Raw genomic sequence first — 18,314 nt, 5'->3', positions numbered from 1 at the left:
TTTACACGACGCGGCGCACCTATCGCTAAAGCGGACAGGACAGATTTATGACACACGCCCTTATCGTTACCCATGGCCAACCTTCTGACCCAGAACCAGCCGAAGCGGCCTTGGCGGCTTATGCGGCCGATGTAAATGCCCTGTGTGCCGGTGTTTCGGTTCATTCTGCAACGCTGGCAGCCCCTGGGGCACTTGACAGCGCACTGGACAAGATTCCCTGCGACGCCGTCATCTATCCCCTGTTCATGGCCAAAGGGTGGTTTGTCACAGATGTGCTGCCGAAGCGTATTGGTGACCGCCGAAACCCTATTCTGGATCCTTTGGGCGCGGACCCGGAATTGCCCCAGTTGGTCGCGCAAACTCTTGAGGGAACGCTGCAAGACAAAGGCTGGCGGTCACAAGAAACGGACCTTGTGATCGCTGCGCATGGATCGGGCCGCAGCAGAAACCCTTCCGCCGTTGCAACGGCATTCGGCGACGCTTTGTTGCAGCTGATACCACTTGGATCCCTGCGCCTTGGGTTTGTCGAAGAGGCCCCTTCGATTTCTGTGGCCGCCGCAGGAACCGGCGCCCAAACCCTGTGTTTGCCATTTTTTGCCTGCACGGGTGGCCATGTTCTTGAGGATGTGCCGCAAGAATTAAGCAAGGCCAAGTTCAAGGGACAGGTTTTACCGGTTGTGGGTGAACTGCCACTGGTGCAGCAACACATAGCGTCCGTTCTCAAAGCTTTTTCTCCATCGAAGTAGAGTCGTCTGACCACATACACTTTGCCGGTTCCTTTAGGGGGAAACCTATCTGTGTGAGTGATCCACAAGCTGCGAATATAGACAGTGGCGAGACCGGCCATTTCGCTTGGCCGCATACAGGGCAAGGTCTGCCGCATGCAAAATCTCAGCGGGTTTAAGCGATGGAAACTGGGTCGAAAGCGCCGTGCCTATACTGGCTGAAACCTGGCACGACACGTTGTCGAACATCATCGGTTCCCGCAGCCGTTCGATCAGCCTGCTGGCGATTGCAGAGAGAACACCCTCGTCCGTCAATCCTTTGTATATAATTACAAATTCGTCCCCGCCGACACGCGCCACTGTATCGTCTCCGCGGGTTTCCTCACCCATGATCCGCGCCGCCTGTTGCAACACATAGTCGCCTGCGGCATGCCCGAATTGGTCATTGACCGATTTGAAAAAATCAAGATCCAGATGCATCAGCGCGAATGGAGATTTGGACGAGATCATGTGATCCAATAGAACATCCATCGCCCGGCGATTTTTCAGCCCCGTCAGTGTATCTGTAAATGCCTTTTGTTCGGCGGCAAGCATCGCCCCTTGAAGGCGCAGGTTCAGAGATCTGGACGCCTCCATCGCTGCCGATTTCGCCTCGACCAGATACAATAATTCGATCGCCAGATCAGTGCCCGAGAAATCCGCACTGGTCAGGGCATAATCCCGGACCGCATCCAAAATCGATATTCCGAAAGACAGATTGATGACCGCCCCCTTACCTTTGGGCAGCGGAGCGATAAGGCCCTTCAATGCTGTGCGCGGGGTGTCATGGAACCTGAGCTGTAACTTGGTGCCGGCCTGGGACATCAAGCCTGAAACCGTGGTAACCGCCCTAGGGCGAAGCAGCTCAAAGATTTCCAGAAAGCTCTGACCTTCCATCGGCTTTTCAGGGCGCAGCTTTTGCAAGGTTGATCCGACGCGGGTCACTTTCCCATCCTCGTTCACCAGCAAAAACATCGGGCACAGGGTTTGCAAAAGCTCTGCCAGATTATTCGCGTTCATCATGCTTTTCGCGCCCCTAAATCAAAATGCCGACCTTCTGAAAAAGCGCTTTCTACCAGAACGATTGAGATAAACTCGATCTCACCCTGCTGGCCCTCATGCGATAGCATGGCCAGAGCCCCGTAATCATCAGCCATCGCGCGCAATACACCAACCATGACGCTTGAAAACCCAGGCAGACCTGGATGGCAGGACAATCTGTATTCCGTCGGTGAAAGCTCATGCAATTCAAGTGCCGGAAGATTTAGATCCGATACGGCCAATCTGACCCGGTCAGACAGATCATCAAGCGAATGGAGAAATTCCAGATAGCTGACACCGCCAAATCGCAACAGACGGCGCAGGTCTTCCATGTTGGGATGAGACACAAGGTACGTTCCCAAGTCTTCAAGAACGTCACTGCGTGAACGTTTCAGGACCGTGCATACCTCATCCAATACCTGCTCGGTAATATCATCGTCGTAAACAAGCATGGCCTCGAACTCGGCAAAGCCCAGTTCGGCTGAATCCATCACGCGCATCCAGCACGGCTGCCCGTAGGTCACCGCAACAAAGGATTGAATCGCCCGGTTGATCAGACCATGCATGAGAGACCTCAAATTGGTTTCTCACGCAGTGTGCTCTGAAATTTGTTAACAAACACCCAACACGCGGGCGTCACCGCATAGAATTCATGCAAGTATCGAAGTGGAAGTGACTGAGATTACGCTAGAAATCTGTCGGCGCTCCGCCTTCGGTTTTGCGTCGTGCGACAAAGTCAGCAAGCTCTTCCCGGATGCCCTCATCCATTGCCGGAGCTTCAAAGCTGGTGATGATTTCCTTGAACATGTGATGCGCGCGCTCAGCGGTCCAGACGCCTCCTGCGACTTCCCAACCCTCATAGTTCTTCCAGTCACTCAGAAACGGCTGATAAAACGCTGTGGTATAGCGATCCTGAGTGTGCTGAATGCCAAAGAAATGCCCGTCATTGCCGACTGACCGGATCGCATCCAGAGCAATCTCGTCAGGGCCGGTTGCCGTCAATTCCGGCTGCATATACCGCTGAATTTGCTGCAATATCTCGCAATCCATAATGAACTTTTCAGGGCTTGCGATCAGGCCACCCTCAAGCCAACCTGCAGCGTGATAGACCATGTTGGTGCCCGATTGCACCGCCGCCCATAATGAGTTCGAGGTTTCCCATACAGATTGGCCATCCGGAACGTTTGCCGCGCAGACACCCGAAGACCGCAGGGGCAGGTCATAAAATCGGGCCATCTGGCCGGTCATCTGTGTCGCCCGCATGTATTCCGGCGTTCCAAAAGCCGGAGCACCAGATTTCATATCAACATTCGAGGTGAACGTACCGATGACACAAGGAATCCCTGGTCTCACATATTGGAACAATGCAATCGCGCACAGCGCCTCGGCCAGGGATTGCGCTACTGCACCGGCCATTGTGACGGGGGCCATCGCCCCGGCCAAGGTGAACGGCGTCACAACAATCGCCTGCCCGCGCCGCGCCAACCTCAGGCAACCGTCGATCATGGGCTGATCGTGCTTCAACGGCGAGGTCGAGTTGATGTTAGTATACATCCTCGGTTTGGCTTCGAATTCTTCATGGCTCAGCCCCCCTGCGATCCGCACCATTTCCATGACGTCTTCGACGCGTTCCTTGCCCAGCGAATAGGCATGCATCGCCTTATCGGTCAGAGTCAGCTTGTCGTACAGAACATCCAGATGCCGGACGCTGGCATGTATATCCACTGGCTCGACCGGGTATCCGCCGGCAAAATGGATACAGTTGAAATACTGCGTCAACTTCAACAGGTTCCGGCACATCTCGCGATTTCCCGGTACCTTGGTGCCAATCTCCATATCCCAGTAGTTCGGCGGGGACGAAACATTTCCGAACAGCAGGTTTTTTCCCCCGATCTCGATTGCGCGGTCGGGATTACGCGGTGTGATGGTAAAGGTGGATGGGGCTTTACGCACCATTTCCATGACAAAGTCCCGGCCCATTCGAACGTTGTCACCGTTGATCGTACATCCGGCCTCACGCAGGATTCCGATTGCCTCTTCGTTGTAGAACTCGATCCCGATCTCTTCGAGAATCCGCATTGCGCCCTCGTGGATCGCCGCGACGCCAATCTCGTCCAACGGTTCGGTTGGTTTGTCGGTGTTGATCGGAGGGCTCCACGGCATCTGATCAATAACCGCTGCGCCCCGTCTCTCGGCGGCACCAGCCCGTCCTCCGCTGCGACCTCTGCGTGCTTTCTTGTCGGCCATAGGACACTCCTCGGAACTTGGCTTTCTAGAAGCAAGCCCCGAACGCGTACTGTTGGCCGCTCTGTCTGCGACAGGCTATGTCGGTTTCGACGTCTGAACCGCCGAATTCACACCCGATCACGCCTTTTCGTACAACCAAGCAGGTATATGTCCGATGTTTGGCAAGACGACATCCGCCATCGCTTCGAGCGTTTCTGCACGCGCCATACCCGTCAGAACCCCGATCGTCTTCATACCTGCTGCCCGTCCGGCCTGCAGATCATGCAGGCTGTCGCCCACCATTGCTATGTTTTCTGGGTTTACCCCCACATGTTGCGCAAAGGCGAAGAGTTGACCCGGGCCTGGCTTGAATCCGTGCCCACTGTCATAACCGGCGACAAAATCGAAATGTTCGCGGATCCCTGCAGACGAAAGATGTTCGGATGCGGGCATCTCTCCGTCATTGGTCGCAACACCCAGTTTCAGCCCAGCCTCGCGCAGCCCATCAAGGAACGGGATAAGCGGAACGGCCTGGGCTTGCGGAGATGAGGCCGACTCGGCATTCAACAGATCCACCAACTCTTCGCGCGGCATTTCCGGGAGGTGCGGCTCTAGAACCTCGGCGATTTCTTCGACGGTGCCCGCAATGACAACACTGTCCTCAGAATAGGCAACCTGTTCGAGGTCAAAGCCGATCACCTGCCCAAGCTCGGCCGCACGGGCATGATCTCCGTTCGTCACTCGCAGTAAAAAATTGCGCCCAAACGTGCCCCAGGTTTCCGCGAAATCAAACAGGGTACCGTCTTTGTCGAACAGGATGGCTTGGATTGGCATTGTGAAACTCCTGCCCGGTAGGCTTTCAGGTCCAATGAACTTCCGCGCCACCAGACAACAAGGCGCGGGCCTGGCCCGGCTGATCATACGGCACAGAATTGACGTCACAAAACTCGACTACCCACGAATCGTCAAGCATTAGAAAATCCAGAACTGAGCCCAGAAACTCCGGCTCTGCTGCCCTGTCTTTGATGTCCTGTACCGAAGCCCCCGTCGAACCCAGAAATACAGGCAGCAGGTCATCATTGCCCACAAGCCAGGTAAGGGCATTCAGCGCCAGCGTTTCGGCGGATTGAGCGGAAATTGGCATAAAGAAGCCCCTGATCTGATATTGGAAAGGGTTTGTTAACCAGAGTCATAAACACTTTAGCAACGCATGCAATCAACGGTGACTGATATGTCGGTGCAAGGAACGATCCTTGTCCTGGACGGGACCTCAACCAATCGAATTATGCTGAAGGTACAGCTTACTGCGGCCTGGTATCACGTCGCACAGGGGGAAAATCTGCGGGGTCTTGATGGGCTGCTGAAACGTGTGCGCCCCGATTTGATCTTAACCGCGCAGTCATTGCCGGATGGAACGGCGGCTGATGTCAAGAAAGTGGTAATGGCCGACCCGGATCTGGCGGATATTCCCATTGTCGCTATCGCGCCGCAAAACGACAAATCCGCAAGGTTGAGGGCATTGTCAGATGGGTTGGACGATGTATTGGCGCACCCGTTCAAGGACACGTTGTTGCTAGCTCGGGTTCGCAGCTTGTTACGGGCACGCGCCGATACGCAGGAATTGCAAGACAATAGCGGATCGCCATGTTTGGGATTTGCCGAAGCGACAAGCACCTTTGCCACGCCACCCAAAGCTGCGCGCGCCGCCCTACTGACGCAATCCGCTAAAACCGGGGCGCTTTGGCAGAAGGCGCTGTCCGAACATACGCATCACAGTTTGTCAATTCACACGATATCGAACCTTCACCGCCTGCTTTCCGGCCCCATCCCGGACGCGGTTATTGTCGAAATTGATGGCGAATCTTCAGGCCTGAGTGTTCTGGCGGATTTGAAATCGCGCGGGGCAACACGGCACACAGTGCTGATCGGCATCTTGAGAAAGGATGACGCGTCTCTGGCTGCCGAAGCGCTGGATCGCGGCGCGGATGCCATCTGTATGGCGGGGTTCTGCCCCCGTGAAACTCTGTTGCGGCTTGATAACCAGCTTGCCCGCAAAAGCCGAATTGACCAGATGCGGGATTCTTTGCGGCGTGGCATCGCGGAATCCTGGGTGGATCCACTGACCGGCCTGCATAACCGCCGCTATGCAATGCGAGCATTGAAGCAAATCGCCCGGCAGTCTGCGCAGACCGGGCGCGGTTTTACCGTGATGGTGGCCGATCTGGACCATTTCAAATCAATCAACGACAAGTTTGGCCATGCCGGAGGCGATCAGGTCTTGATCGAAACAGCCAAGCGCATGCGCAATTCCATTGATTCTGACGGCTTTGTGGCCCGGATCGGGGGCGAAGAATTCTTGATCGGTCTGCCTGAAACTACAGGGCGGCGGGCATTGGGGATCGCACGAACCGTCTGCAACGACATCTGCCAGTGTCCATTCGACCTATCCGAGGCCGCCGAACCAATCGCAGTGACAATCAGCATCGGCCTCATTACAGCTGATGACAACACGTTTCGCCAGGGCATCCCACCCGCACCATTGGACAACATGATAAAATCTGCGGATACGGCCCTGTATGCTGCGAAAAAGGCGGGACGCAATCAGGTCATGGTCCAGAATCACGCAGCCTGATCGGGTCAGTCGCGCTTTCTGCCCGCTTTCGATTTTCGGTGCACCACATCTTCCAGACGATCAGCGTATTCGACGCGTTCTTTCGGGCTCATGGCTGACACACGGATCAGCCACTGTTCCTGCAAAGCAGACTGCATCTCTGACATCACCTGCGCCTGCTGGCCCAACAAAGTCTCTACAGCGTCAGCCGCGAAGGGTTCGGCGCGAAGTGCGTCGCCAAGGGCTTGAAAATCCGCCGTCCGATGATCGACACCTTGGCGGTGCAGGCCCGAAAGCTCGGCCCGCATCGCCTGGCGTTCATGCTTGGGAAGCGCGCGATAAAGCGCCGATCCAAATCCCGGAGGGGTTTTGACGTGGTCATTGTTTCTGACGCGCAGCGCCGTGCCAACAACCGCACCGATGACTAGCAGATTGATAGCAAGGGACACGATCAGCAGGACAGGCATCCACCGGCGTTTAGGTTTTGACTGTTCGCTCATTCGCCTTCCTCCAGGAAGATTGTATTCAGATCCATATCCGCAACCTCAAATCCAGAGGATTGCGAATAAAGCAACGTCGCCGGATCGGGCAAAAAGGCCGGGGCAGTCAATCCAATCCAGATGCCAGCAATGCCCGCGGCCGCCAGACCTCCCATCCCCTGCCAGCCAAAGAAACTATCCAATGCCTGTGCCCAGAACCCTTGGGGTGATTTCTGAAGCCTTTGCAAACGAACGGTTTCCGCATCGGCCAGAATACGAAAGGCGAGTGCATCGGGTAACGGCTCATTTTCTTGACGAGCACGTAAAAACAGGTGATTCAGGTCGCTATTTTCATCCATCGGCATATCCCAACTCGTCTCTTCTTGCGGCTAACTGCTGTGCCAGTGCCCGCTTTCCCCGAGCTGTCAGACTCTCTACAGCTTCGACGGAAATATCCATGATTCCCGCGATTTCGGGATTGGGCAACTCTTCGATATGGCGCAAGACAACAGCCTGACGTTGCCGATCCGGAAGTTGCGCCAACGCGAACTGCAGTGCGTCCAACCTGGCGGCATCCTGAAGGTGTTCGGTTGCACTGATCGCATCGCTTTCAGGTTCGGCAACATCAGAAAGACTGTCCGCCGATTTCTTCCGCCGAATATCGACACACAGGTTCAGAGTGACTCGGTAAAGCCAAGTCGACACCTTTGCCTGTCCAGCAACCCAATCCGGCGCCATCTTCCATAGGCGCATCATGGCTTCCTGTGTGACATCTTCGGCTTCGGCCCGGTCGTTCAACAGCCTGAGCGCCACCGAAAAACTGCGCGGCCCAAGCCGATCGGTCAAAATGCGTGCCGCATCAGCGTCACCCTCGGCGAACCGCCGCAACAATGCATCGTCTCCGGGGTCGCCCGCAGCCTGACTTTGGCTGCGAGCCCTCGTTGATGAGGTACTCAGGTCCCGCATCCTTCATTAGCTGTCGTCTGTGCCAGCCTTGTCACGTTTTTTGTGATGCCGGCCCATCCGGTTTTTCGCATCGGCAAATTCCTGTTCCGTGATCGTGCCATTTTTGTCCGCGTCGATGCGGTCAAACATCTTGCCAGCACGGCGCGGCTTGGGCAACTCATCATCGGATAGGAGGCCATCCTGATTGGCATCGTGCTTTTCGAACATTTGATTCACACGCTCATTCGCCTTCTTCTGGCTAGCCGCTTGCATCTCGTCGACGCTCAACATGCCGTCGCCATTGGTGTCGGCATTGGTGAAACGCTGTTGCCTATAGGTTTGCATTTCTTCCTGCGTGACCTGACCATCATTGTTCAGGTCCAGCTCTTGAAAGGTCACGTCCTCTCGGCCTTTCGGACCGACAGCCAAGGCGGTTGTGCTTGTCAATGCAATGGCCGATACCAGAATGGCCGGGATAAGTTTCGCGCTTTTCATATCGTTTTCCTTTGTTTCTCGCGACCGGTTTGTCGCTGCTCACATAGGTTAAAACGGTGCAGTTTTCGGTTTCCGTCGCCCAATTTGAATTTTTTCTGTTGCTCACTGCCATCGACCACATAATTTCCGGACATCTCATCGCGGCACAAAGCGACGCACCCCCCTTTTCTGTGGAGCAAAACAAGCGCAATATCAGGGCAATCTGAATGCGCGAGTTTCAAAATGACAGATCAAACGATCGACACAATATCCGAGAACGACCGTCCAACCCGGCCTGCGCTAATCAAAGGCTTCCGTTGCCGCTGCCCAAAATGCGGTGAAGGCAAGCTGTTGCACAGCTACCTGAAGGTGAATGACAGCTGCAGCAGCTGTGGTCAGGAACTGTTTCATCACCGTGCGGATGACGGTCCAGCCTATCTGACAATCCTGTTGGTCGGTCACCTGCTGGCGCCCGCTTTGCACATCTCTTATGTCCAGTGGCGCCCTGACCCGCTGAACATGTTCCTGATTTTTGCATTCGGATGTACAGCCTTGACACTGTTCCTGCTACCGCGAATGAAAGGGGCCGTTGTCGCCTATCAGTGGGCACGACGGATGCATGGGTTCGAAACGGACCGATGACTGGAATGATTGGGTCGGCCCTGAGATGAGTACGGACAAAACTGCTATACGGGACGCTGCAACAGTTATCGTGTTGCGGGACCGGATGTCGAACCCTTCCATTTTGATGGGTCAAAGGGGCGCAAAAGCCGTTTTTATGCCGAACAAATTCGTGTTTCCGGGTGGCGCGGTAGACGCAGAGGACGCCCTGGTCCCGCTATCGGCTGACATGTCCCAGCTCTGCCGCGATCGGCTTGCTGAACAGTCTCCGCCCGGGCTGCAGAATGCTTTGGCGGCCGCCGCAATCCGCGAGCTCTGGGAGGAAACCGGCCTGGTGCTTGGAGTTCCCGGCGCTTGGACAGGTGAGGTGCCGATTGACTGGCAAAGCTATGCAGAGGCAGGATTTCTGCCCTCTGCACAGGCATTGCAGTTTGTTTTTCGCGCCGTCACCCCGCCCGGCCGTACGCGCCGGTTTGATGCACGATTCTTTTTGGTAGATGCAGACGCCCTGCAAGGCGATCTGGATGACTTTGGCCGCGCTTCGGATGAGTTGTCTCACCTGCAATGGGTTCCGTTGAACAAGGCGCGCGAGCTTGATCTTCCCTTCATAACCGAAGTTGTTCTGGCCGAAGTTGCAGCCCGGGTCACACGACCCGAACCACCCCAAAGCGTCCCGTTCTTCCTCAATCAAGAAGAACAAAGCCTGTTCTTACAGATCAAAGGCTATCCAATGTCCGAACAGGACTTCTAGCCGAACCTACTTCATTCGGCTGATCACCGTGGTCACCTCGGGCTTTTTGCCGATCTCGGTCTTTGCTGTCTGACGCACGATCCGGCGCAATGCCTCTTCCAGCTTGTCATCGTCGCGCAGGGTTTTGGTATCCGCCCGCATGAGGAATTGGTTCAGGTCCTCTTCCAGAACTTCGACCAGTGCTGCGCGCGATGTTCCGGTCTCGGCCAAGCCCATCGTATCGCACCAGGGTTCACCCAACGGTTCGTCTTCTTCGTCTAAAATAACCGTCACGGTCACATGCCCGTTCAAGGCCATGCGAATGCGGTCGCGGACAACTCCATCCAAGGCTCCGACCTTTACGGTTCCATCCAGATAAGTTCGGCCTGTCTCGACGTAGTCGACGACCTTGGGGGCATTGCCGCTGAGATCCAGCATCGTGCCATTGACTGCCACAACCCCGGTACGACCACCCGCTTCGGCCAGTTTAGCATGTTCGCGCAGATGTCGGTGTTCACCATGCATGGGAATAACCATCTGTGGGTTGACTATGGCGTGCACTTTTTCCAGATCAGGCCGGTTGGCATGGCCAGAGACGTGATACAGACCCGAGCTGTCATCCACCACATCAACGCCCTTTTCGCTGAGCTGGTTCATGATGAAGATTACGCCCTTCTCATTGCCCGGTATCGTCTTCGACGAGAACAGGAACAGATCGCCTTCCTTCAACTCGATCCCGCGGTATTTACCGCGTGCAAGCTGGGCACTGGCCGCACGGCGTTCGCCCTGGCTGCCGGTTACGATCAGCATCAGGTTCTGGCGCGGGATATCTACGGCCTCTTCGGCGCTGATAACCTTGGGAAAATCCGTAAGAATACCGGTTTCCGTCGCGGCCTCGATCATCCGCCGCATCGCACGACCTAACAGAACGACCGAGCGTCCCGCACGCTGCCCAGCCTCGGCCAGCGTCTTCACCCGTGCGACATTCGAGGCAAAAGTCGTCGCAACCACCATTGATTTGGCATTTTCGACCAATTTGGTGATCTCGGGCCCTACCTCGGATTCCGAGCGGCCCGCATGCGTTGAAAACACGTTCGTGCTGTCGCAGACCAATGCTTTCACACCGTCCTTTGAAATCTCTGCCCAAAGGTCTTGATCGAACGGTTCACCTACCACAGGGTTGGCATCCAGCTTGAAATCCCCTGTATGCACGATCCGCCCCGCAGGCGAGTCTATGACAAGCGCCGCACTTTCGGGGATAGAGTGCGATACCGGCAAAAACCCGACTGTAAACGGGCCAACCGTCACCTGTTCAGGCCAAGCTGACAGGGTCTGGACCGCGTCTGTCGGATGGGCTTTCTCTTCCATCTTGCGACGCGCGAGATTTGCGGTGAAGGCGCGTGCATAGATCGGGGCGCCTAAATCGTCATAGCAATGCGCCACAGCGCCGACATGATCTTCGTGGGCATGGGTGACGAATACCGCCTCAAGCCGGTCGGCACGTTCTTTTAGCCAGTTGATATCGGCATGGATCAGGTCGACACCGGGTGTTGTGTCCATATCTGGGAAAGTTACACCAAGATCGACAAGGATCAGCTTTTCCTTTCCCGGCTTGCCATAGCCATAGACATAGGCATTCATCCCAATTTCGCCCGCCCCGCCCAGGGGCAGATAGATCAGTCGTTCACTGCTCATGTTGAGCCATTTTCCTTGTTATAGCGATGGATCACGGTCAGTCCGTGCATCGTCAAATCGTCTTCTATAGCGTCAAACCCAACATCTGCCTGATCGAACAGAGGCGCAAGCCCCCCGGTTCCCACGACTTTCATCGGCATGCCATATTCCGCCTTTATCCGGGCAATCAGCCCTTCGATCAGACCGGAATAGCCCCAATACACGCCAGATTGAATGCAGCCAACCGTATTTGTTCCAATCACTTTTTCGGGACGTGTGATGTCGATATGCGGCAACGCGGCGGCCCCCTGGTGCAACGCCTCAAGGCTCAGGTTTACACCTGGAGCGATGATGCCGCCGACATATGCTCCATCCGAAGACACCACGTCAAAGTTGGTGGCCGTCCCAAAATCGACAACAACCACATCGCCGCCATGCCGTTCAAATGCCCCGGCAGCATTGGCCAGGCGATCCGGGCCAGGGACCGTACCCTCGTCTATGCGCGGGCTGACAGGCAGCAGACATTCCGGCTTGCCCACGACCAATGGGCGACAGCCAAAGAACCGGTCCGCAAAGACGCGCAGATTGAATACCACACGCGGCACGGTCGAGGCGATAATCACATCGGTGATATCAGCTTGGATCTCATAATGTTTGACCAGCGTAGAGTACCAGGTGAAATAGGCATCTGCCGTACGGGCATGGTGCGTAGAAGTGCGCAGCGTGCAGACGAATTCCTCACCGTCCCAAATCGAGAAAACGGTATTGGTGTTGCCGCAGTCGATGGCTAGAAGCATTGGTGCCCCTTTCAGAAAAATACGTCTGCCGCAGGTATGCTGACGCGGCCCTTCGCGGTGTTTAGGACAAGGTTACCGCCTGCGTCCACCGTTTCGAAGGTCCCGACCGTCTCAGTGGTGACAGTACGCGCGGTGATGACCTCGCCCAGCTTAGCTGCGCGGGACAACCAAGCAGCGCGGATGGGTTCGAACCCGTAGGTTACAAACTGGGCCTCAAAACGCGCATAGGCCGATGCAAGCTCGGTCAAAAAATCTTCGGTGGTGACATCTGCCCCTGTCTCGGACAACAGCGAAACCGGCCTTAGCGCACCTGGTTCGACTTTATCTGCAGTCGGTGCCTGCGCGAGATTGACGCCGATGCCGATTGCCAAATGCGAGACGTCCCGCCCCTGCCCGGTACTTTCCAGCAGAATCCCCGCAAGCTTACCACCGTTCAGCAACACATCATTGGGCCATTTTAGCGACAAACCCGATATGCGTCCGGTGACCGCTACACATGCATCAAACAGGGCCAAGGCAGCGACAAAACTGCGCAGAGCGGCCTGTTCCGGGCGTCCTGCGGGCCGCATCAGCAGCGTTGCGGCAAGATTTCCCTCGGGGTTTGTCCAGACCCGTCCGCGCCGACCGCGCGCCTGTGTCTGGCGGTGCGCCAGGATCCAGACCGGACCCTGAGCCATCGGCGCGATCCGGGCGGCTTCGTTCAGAGTGCTATCGACCTCTTGCAATACATGCAGGCCATATCCATCCGGCCAATCACTCATGTCACAAGTACAATAGGCCGCGGGTAATGGTCGAAATCAGTTAACAAGCGTCGCCGCTGCAGCTGCCGCTGCGCCCTCAATCCCAAACTGATAGAATACGCCAACCAACATCAATGCAGCTGACCCCATCAGAGCAACCCATAGAACCGGAGACGAATTTGCGTCGATCGGGTCGTCATTCTCGGCACCGAAATACATATAGTATACGATCCGCAGGTAATAGAATGCACCGATCACCGAGGCGATGGCAGACATGATAACCAGACCGGTCAGGCCAGCCTCAATACCCGCTTGCCAGACGCCGAATTTCGCAAAGAACCCAAGCATCGGTGGAACACCGGCAAGGCTGAACATCAGGATCAGCACGGCCAGAGCCTTACCCGGATCGCGTTTGGAATACTGGCGCAAAGCGTCAATGTCGGTAACAGGTTTACCGTCCCGTTCCATCATCAGGATAAAGGCGAAAGTTCCGACATTCATGGTCACGTAAATCGCCAGATACATCAGCATCGCCTTGATACCCAGCTCGGTCCCAGCCGCCAGTCCGATCAGCGCATACCCCATATGGGCAATCGACGAAAACGCCATCAGCCGTTTAATGTCGCGTTGTCCGATGGCAGCCACGGCCCCCAACAGCATAGACAGAACAGACAAGAGTACAATCACCTGCTGCCAGTCCTTTACGACACCTCCAAATGCGTCGTGCAACACGCGGGCAAACAGGGCCATGGCGGCCACTTTGGGCGCCGTGGCGAAGAAGGCAGTGACTGGTGTGGGCGATCCTTCATAGACATCCGGCGTCCACATGTGGAACGGAACAGCCGAAACCTTGAACGCAAGCCCCGAGATCAGGAAGATCATCCCGAACAGCAACCCAAGATTCACATCGCCGTGATGAACGGTCTGAATGATGCCCGAGAACAGCGTGGTCCCGGTAAAGCCGTATACAAGCGACGCCCCATAGAGCAACAAACCCGAGCTAAGCGCGCCCAGAACGAAATACTTCAGTCCAGCCTCGGTGGATTTGGCGCTGTCACGACGCAGCGCAGCCACAACGTAAAGTGCCAGCGACTGCAGCTCGAGCCCCATATACAGAGACATCAGGTCACCCGCGCTGACCATCATCATCATGCCGACAGCGGCAAGCGCCACCAGCAAAGGGTATTCGAAACGCAACAACCCGCGGCGGGTCATATAGTCCTGGCTCATCATCAAAACGGCTGCGGCAGATAGCAGGATCGCCACTTTGGCAAAGCGCGCGAATCCGTCATCAACGAACATGCCGTTAAACGCGATGTTCGTTCCGTCGCCATTGGTGGCGATCCAGAACGCCAGCAGCGCCATCAGCCCTGCTGTCACCCAGACCAATGTCGGCGCAAGCCCGTCCTTGGTGGTGTAAACAGCCGCAAGCAATGCCGCCATCGCATATAGTGCCAGAACGATCTCTGGCAGGATAATTGTCAGATCAGCCTGGATCATGTCTCCAAAGCCTCCTTAATGCGAGGCGGCTGTCTGGGTCGCGGTCTCAGCCGCGGCCAGAGCCGTATCATAGTTCGAAATCAGCGCGGCAGTCGAGTTGCCAATCACATCTGTTACCAGCGATGGATACACACCCAGCAGGATCGTCATGACGATCAGGGGGGCAAATATCAACCGCTCGCGCGAGCTCATATCAGTCATCGCCTTGAGGCTTTCTTTGATAAGATCCCCAAATACGACCCGACGATAAAGCCACAAAGCATATCCCGCCGAGAAGATAACACCAGTCGCGGCCACAGCAGTCACCCAGGTATTGACCTGGAATGCGCCCATCAGGGTCAGGAACTCTCCGATGAACCCACTGGTGCCCGGCAGACCGACATTGGCCATGGTGAACAGCATGAAGACCAGCGCATAGGCGGGCATCCGGATCACCAGACCGCCATAGGCCTCGATATCGCGGGTGTGCATCCGGTCATAGATCACGCCGACACACAGGAAGAGCGCTGCCGAGATGAACCCGTGGCTGAGCATCTGGAAGATGGCTCCGTCGACACCCTGCTGGTTTGCCGCAAAGATGCCCATGGTGACAAAGCCCATATGTGCGACCGAGGAATAAGCGATCAGCTTTTTCATATCCTCCTGCACCAGAGCAACCAGCGATGTGTAAACCACAGCGATGGCCGACATCCACAGCACCAGATCGGTCATCACCGCCGACCCCACCGGGAACATCGGCAGGCTGAACCGCAGGAAGCCATAGCCACCCATCTTCAACAGGATCGCCGCCAGCACGACCGACCCTGCGGTCGGCGCCTGCACGTGTGCATCCGGCAGCCAGGTGTGGACCGGCCACATCGGCATCTTCACCGCAAATGAGGCAAAGAACGCCAGGAACATCAGCGTCTGCATACCGCCTACGATATGGATGCCCAGAACGGTAAAGCTGTCGGACGAGAAATGATGCGCCATCAGCGCTTCGATATCCGTCGTGCCTGCATCCGCATACATCGCAACCATAGCCACCAGCATCAGCACAGAGCCAAGGAACGTGTAGAGGAAGAACTTGAAGCTGGCATAGATGCGCTCCTTACCACCCCAGATGCCGATGATCAGGAACATCGGGATCAGACCCGCTTCGAAGAACAGGTAGAACAGCACCAGGTCCAGCGCCATGAACACGCCAAGCATCAGCGTTTCCAGCAGCAGGAAAGCAATCATGTATTCCTTGACGCGGTCTGTCACATTCCAGCTGGCCAGAATTGTCAGCGGCATAATGAAAGTGGTCAGCAACACGAACAGGACGCTGATGCCATCCACACCCATCTTGTATTTCAGACCCATCAGCCACTGGCCCTCTTCCACCATCTGGAAGCCGGTGTTTTCAGGATCAAAGCCAGTATAGATGCCAATCGAGACCAGGAAGGTCACCGTCGTCGCAACCATGGCCACCCATTTGGCATTGCGTTGCGCGGCTGCGTCGTCGCCCTGCAGAAACAGCGCCAGAATGGCGGCCGCCGCTGCGGGGATGAAGGTGACGATCGAGAGGATATTGTCCATTAGTGTGCGCCTCCGCCGATCGACATCCAGGTGACCAGGGCAGCAATTCCCAGGACCATCCAGAAGGCATAGGTAAATATGTAACCAGTCTGCGCCTTGCCTGCGAGGCGGGTGAAGAATGGCACGATGCCCATCGCTACCCCGTTCAGGAAACCGTCAATCGTGTTGCCGTCGCCGCGTTTCCACAGGAACCGCCCAAGTGCCAAGGCAGGTTTGACGAAGATCGCGTCATAGATCTCATCAAAGTACCATTTGTTCAGCAGGAACAGATAAAGCGGACGCTGGTTTGCTGCCAAGCGCGCGGGCAACGTCGTATTCACGATATAAAACCAATAGGCCACGATGAAACCAAGCAGCATCGCAACGAAGGGTGAGACCTTGACCCATTTCGGAACAGCATGCGCATCGTCCAGCACATGATTGTCCGGTGCGATGTAGAGCGCGCCTTCTCCGGGCGTTCCAACAAAGGCATAATGGTGATCGCCGCCCTGCGCGTCCTTCTCACCATGGCTGTCCTCCGCGTGACCAGCATCCGCATGCGTATCGTCGCCGTGATCATCTTCGGCATGGGTATCGTCCCCATGCGCGCCCTCTGCCGCGTGGCCATCCACCGAAGCCTCTGCAACCGGAATGCCATAGAACTGGCCGACCTTGTCGGTGTGGCCAAAAAAGTTGCCATACCAGATCATCCCGGCGAAAACCGCACCCAGCGACAGAACGCCTAGCGGAACCAGCATGACCAACGGGCTTTCATGCGCGTGCTCATGCGTGTGTTTGTCGCCACGCTCTTCGCCATAGAAGGTCAGGAAGATCAGCCGCCAGCTGTAGAATGAGGTAAAGGCCGCCGCGATCACCAGCATCCAGAACGCATAACCCGTTCCGCCGGCAAAGGCGCTTTCGATGATTGCATCTTTGGACAGGAACCCGGCAAACCCGATATGGGTCAACGGAATGCCAACACCCGTAATGGCCAGCGTACCGATCATCATCGCCCAAAACGTATAAGGGATTTTCTTCCGCAACCCGCCATATTCCGTCATCTCTTGCTCGTGATGCATCGCGTGGATCACAGAACCGGCCCCAAGGAACAACAGCGCCTTGAAAAACGCGTGTGTCAGCAGGTGGAACATCGCAGCCGAGTACATTCCGACGCCAGCCGCCACGAACATGTACCCCAGCTGAGAACAGGTCGAATACGCAATGACACGCTTGATGTCGGTCTGAACCAGACCCACAGTCGCAGCAAAAAACGCGGTCGATGCCCCAAGGAAGGTTATGAACCCGGTGGCACCCGGCGCAAACTCCATCAGCGGCGACATGCGGCAAATCAGGAATACACCCGCAGTCACCATGGTCGCGGCGTGGATCAGGGCTGATACAGGCGTCGGACCTTCCATCGCATCCGGCAACCAGGTGTGCAGGAACAACTGTGCCGATTTGCCCATCGCACCGATGAACAGTAGAACGCAGATCACCTCGATCGCGGTCCATTCACCCCACAGGAAGTGCAGCTTCTCTTCGGCCAATGCCGGGGCAGAGGCGAAGATGTCCGAGAAATTGATGCTGTCGGTCAGCAGGAATAGCGCAAAGATTCCAAGCGCAAAGCCAAAATCCCCAACCCGGTTGACGATAAACGCCTTCATCGCCGCCGCATTGGCGCTTGGCTTGCGGTAATAGAACCCGATCAGCAGATAGGACGCGACGCCCACACCTTCCCAGCCAAAGAACATCTGAACCAGATTATCCGCCGTCACCAGCATCAGCATGGCAAAGGTAAAGAAGGACAGATATGCAAAGAAGCGTGGCTTATAGCTTTCGCCTTCGCGCCATTGCGGATCGTGATCCATGTAGCCAAAGGAATACAGGTGCACCAGCGCCGAGACGGTCGTCACCACAATCAGCATGATCGCGGTCAACCGGTCCAGACGAATGGCCCAGCTTGTCGAGAGCGAGCCGCTTTCGATCCAGCGCATGATCTCGATCTGCTGGGTGTGGCCGTCGAACGTCAGGAAGACGATCCACGACAGCAGACAGACCAGAAACAGCAGGCCCGTGGCGGTCCACATGGCGGCTTTCTCGCCAATGAACTTCCAGCCGAACCCGCACAGGATCGCGCCCACCAGCGGGGCAAAGAGGATGGTGGTTTCCATGT

The 18,314-nt window shown here is 56.2% G+C and carries 19 protein-coding genes; 4 read left to right on the top strand and 15 right to left on the bottom strand.

Going from position 1 to position 18,314, the window contains the following annotated elements; translation table 11 throughout:
* Positions 1–47 precede the first annotated feature (47 nt).
* A complete protein-coding gene (locus AC2FIC_RS01835; protein WP_496690831.1) occupies positions 48–746 on the top strand; it encodes a CbiX/SirB N-terminal domain-containing protein in 699 nt (232 codons plus the stop codon).
* A 45-nt stretch (positions 747–791) separates the two neighbouring features.
* Here the strand turns inward: AC2FIC_RS01835 and AC2FIC_RS01830 are convergent, their stop codons facing one another.
* The 5 genes from AC2FIC_RS01830 to AC2FIC_RS01810 form a co-directional block, all read right to left on the bottom strand.
* The gene (locus AC2FIC_RS01830; protein ID WP_496690832.1) at positions 792–1,787 is read right to left on the bottom strand and encodes a diguanylate cyclase domain-containing protein; all 996 of its coding nucleotides are present in this window, start codon (positions 1,785–1,787) and stop codon (positions 792–794) included.
* Entirely contained in the window at positions 1,784–2,371 is a 588-nt protein-coding gene (locus AC2FIC_RS01825; protein WP_496690833.1) for a heme NO-binding domain-containing protein, read from the bottom strand. The genes AC2FIC_RS01830 and AC2FIC_RS01825 overlap by 4 nt, the downstream gene beginning before the upstream one ends.
* Before the next feature lie 121 nt (positions 2,372–2,492).
* Entirely contained in the window at positions 2,493–4,052 is a 1,560-nt protein-coding gene (locus AC2FIC_RS01820) for a trimethylamine methyltransferase family protein (RefSeq protein ID WP_496690834.1), read from the bottom strand.
* A gap of 117 nt (positions 4,053–4,169) precedes the next feature.
* Positions 4,170–4,865, bottom strand: a complete 696-nt coding sequence (locus AC2FIC_RS01815; RefSeq protein WP_496690835.1) for an HAD family hydrolase — start codon at positions 4,863–4,865, stop codon at positions 4,170–4,172.
* 25 nt (positions 4,866–4,890) lie between these two features.
* On the bottom strand, positions 4,891–5,175 hold the full coding sequence (locus tag AC2FIC_RS01810; RefSeq protein ID WP_496690836.1) for a DUF3572 domain-containing protein: 285 nt from the start codon (positions 5,173–5,175) through the stop codon (positions 4,891–4,893).
* Between the two features lie 87 nt (positions 5,176–5,262).
* Between AC2FIC_RS01810 and AC2FIC_RS01805 the strand changes: the two genes are divergently transcribed.
* A complete protein-coding gene (locus AC2FIC_RS01805) occupies positions 5,263–6,663 on the top strand; it encodes a diguanylate cyclase (RefSeq protein WP_496691037.1) in 1,401 nt (466 codons plus the stop codon).
* 5 nt (positions 6,664–6,668) lie between these two features.
* Here AC2FIC_RS01805 and AC2FIC_RS01800 read toward each other — a convergent pair whose 3' ends face one another.
* From AC2FIC_RS01800 to AC2FIC_RS01785, 4 genes are read right to left on the bottom strand one after another with little or no spacing between them, the layout of a single operon-like run.
* Positions 6,669–7,142, bottom strand: a complete 474-nt coding sequence (locus tag AC2FIC_RS01800) for a periplasmic heavy metal sensor (protein WP_496690837.1) — start codon at positions 7,140–7,142, stop codon at positions 6,669–6,671.
* Complete coding sequence (locus AC2FIC_RS01795; RefSeq protein ID WP_496690838.1) at positions 7,139–7,480, bottom strand: hypothetical protein; 342 nt, start codon at positions 7,478–7,480, stop codon at positions 7,139–7,141. The genes AC2FIC_RS01800 and AC2FIC_RS01795 overlap by 4 nt, the downstream gene beginning before the upstream one ends.
* Positions 7,473–8,087: an RNA polymerase sigma factor gene (locus tag AC2FIC_RS01790; RefSeq protein ID WP_281972822.1), complete on the bottom strand. Its 615-nt coding sequence runs from the start codon at positions 8,085–8,087 to the stop codon at positions 7,473–7,475. The genes AC2FIC_RS01795 and AC2FIC_RS01790 overlap by 8 nt, the downstream gene beginning before the upstream one ends.
* Before the next feature lie 6 nt (positions 8,088–8,093).
* Positions 8,094–8,561, bottom strand: a complete 468-nt coding sequence (locus tag AC2FIC_RS01785) for an EF-hand domain-containing protein (RefSeq protein WP_496690839.1) — start codon at positions 8,559–8,561, stop codon at positions 8,094–8,096.
* A 222-nt stretch (positions 8,562–8,783) separates the two neighbouring features.
* Between AC2FIC_RS01785 and AC2FIC_RS01780 the strand changes: the two genes are divergently transcribed.
* Both AC2FIC_RS01780 and AC2FIC_RS01775 read left to right on the top strand, forming a co-directional pair.
* On the top strand, positions 8,784–9,182 hold the full coding sequence (locus AC2FIC_RS01780; protein WP_142634860.1) for a DUF983 domain-containing protein: 399 nt from the start codon (positions 8,784–8,786) through the stop codon (positions 9,180–9,182).
* 25 nt (positions 9,183–9,207) lie between these two features.
* Complete coding sequence (locus AC2FIC_RS01775) at positions 9,208–9,912, top strand: NUDIX hydrolase (RefSeq protein WP_496691038.1); 705 nt, start codon at positions 9,208–9,210, stop codon at positions 9,910–9,912.
* A 6-nt stretch (positions 9,913–9,918) separates the two neighbouring features.
* Here the strand turns inward: AC2FIC_RS01775 and AC2FIC_RS01770 are convergent, their stop codons facing one another.
* The 6 genes from AC2FIC_RS01770 to nuoL are packed head-to-tail and all read right to left on the bottom strand — an operon-like array spanning position 9,919 to position 18,312.
* A complete protein-coding gene (locus AC2FIC_RS01770; RefSeq protein ID WP_496690840.1) occupies positions 9,919–11,586 on the bottom strand; it encodes a ribonuclease J in 1,668 nt (555 codons plus the stop codon).
* Positions 11,583–12,362, bottom strand: coding sequence for a type III pantothenate kinase (locus tag AC2FIC_RS01765; protein ID WP_271950166.1), 780 nt, complete (start codon positions 12,360–12,362; stop codon positions 11,583–11,585). Before AC2FIC_RS01765 ends, AC2FIC_RS01770 begins: the two co-directional genes overlap by 4 nt.
* Before the next feature lie 11 nt (positions 12,363–12,373).
* Complete coding sequence (locus AC2FIC_RS01760; RefSeq protein ID WP_496690841.1) at positions 12,374–13,123, bottom strand: biotin--[acetyl-CoA-carboxylase] ligase; 750 nt, start codon at positions 13,121–13,123, stop codon at positions 12,374–12,376.
* Positions 13,124–13,159: 36 nt separating this feature from the next.
* Entirely contained in the window at positions 13,160–14,602 is a 1,443-nt protein-coding gene (gene nuoN / locus AC2FIC_RS01755; protein ID WP_496690842.1) for an NADH-quinone oxidoreductase subunit NuoN, read from the bottom strand.
* 15 nt (positions 14,603–14,617) lie between these two features.
* The gene (locus AC2FIC_RS01750) at positions 14,618–16,162 is read right to left on the bottom strand and encodes an NADH-quinone oxidoreductase subunit M (RefSeq protein WP_271950170.1); all 1,545 of its coding nucleotides are present in this window, start codon (positions 16,160–16,162) and stop codon (positions 14,618–14,620) included.
* Entirely contained in the window at positions 16,162–18,312 is a 2,151-nt protein-coding gene (nuoL, locus tag AC2FIC_RS01745; RefSeq protein ID WP_496690843.1) for an NADH-quinone oxidoreductase subunit L, read from the bottom strand. The genes AC2FIC_RS01750 and nuoL overlap by 1 nt, the downstream gene beginning before the upstream one ends.
* Between the last annotated feature and the right edge of the window lie 2 nt (positions 18,313–18,314).

The organism is Ruegeria sp. CDSC079 (assembly GCF_059610505.1).
Note: the sequence above shows the minus strand (reverse complement) of the source record. Positions and strands in the feature narration are given on the sequence as shown.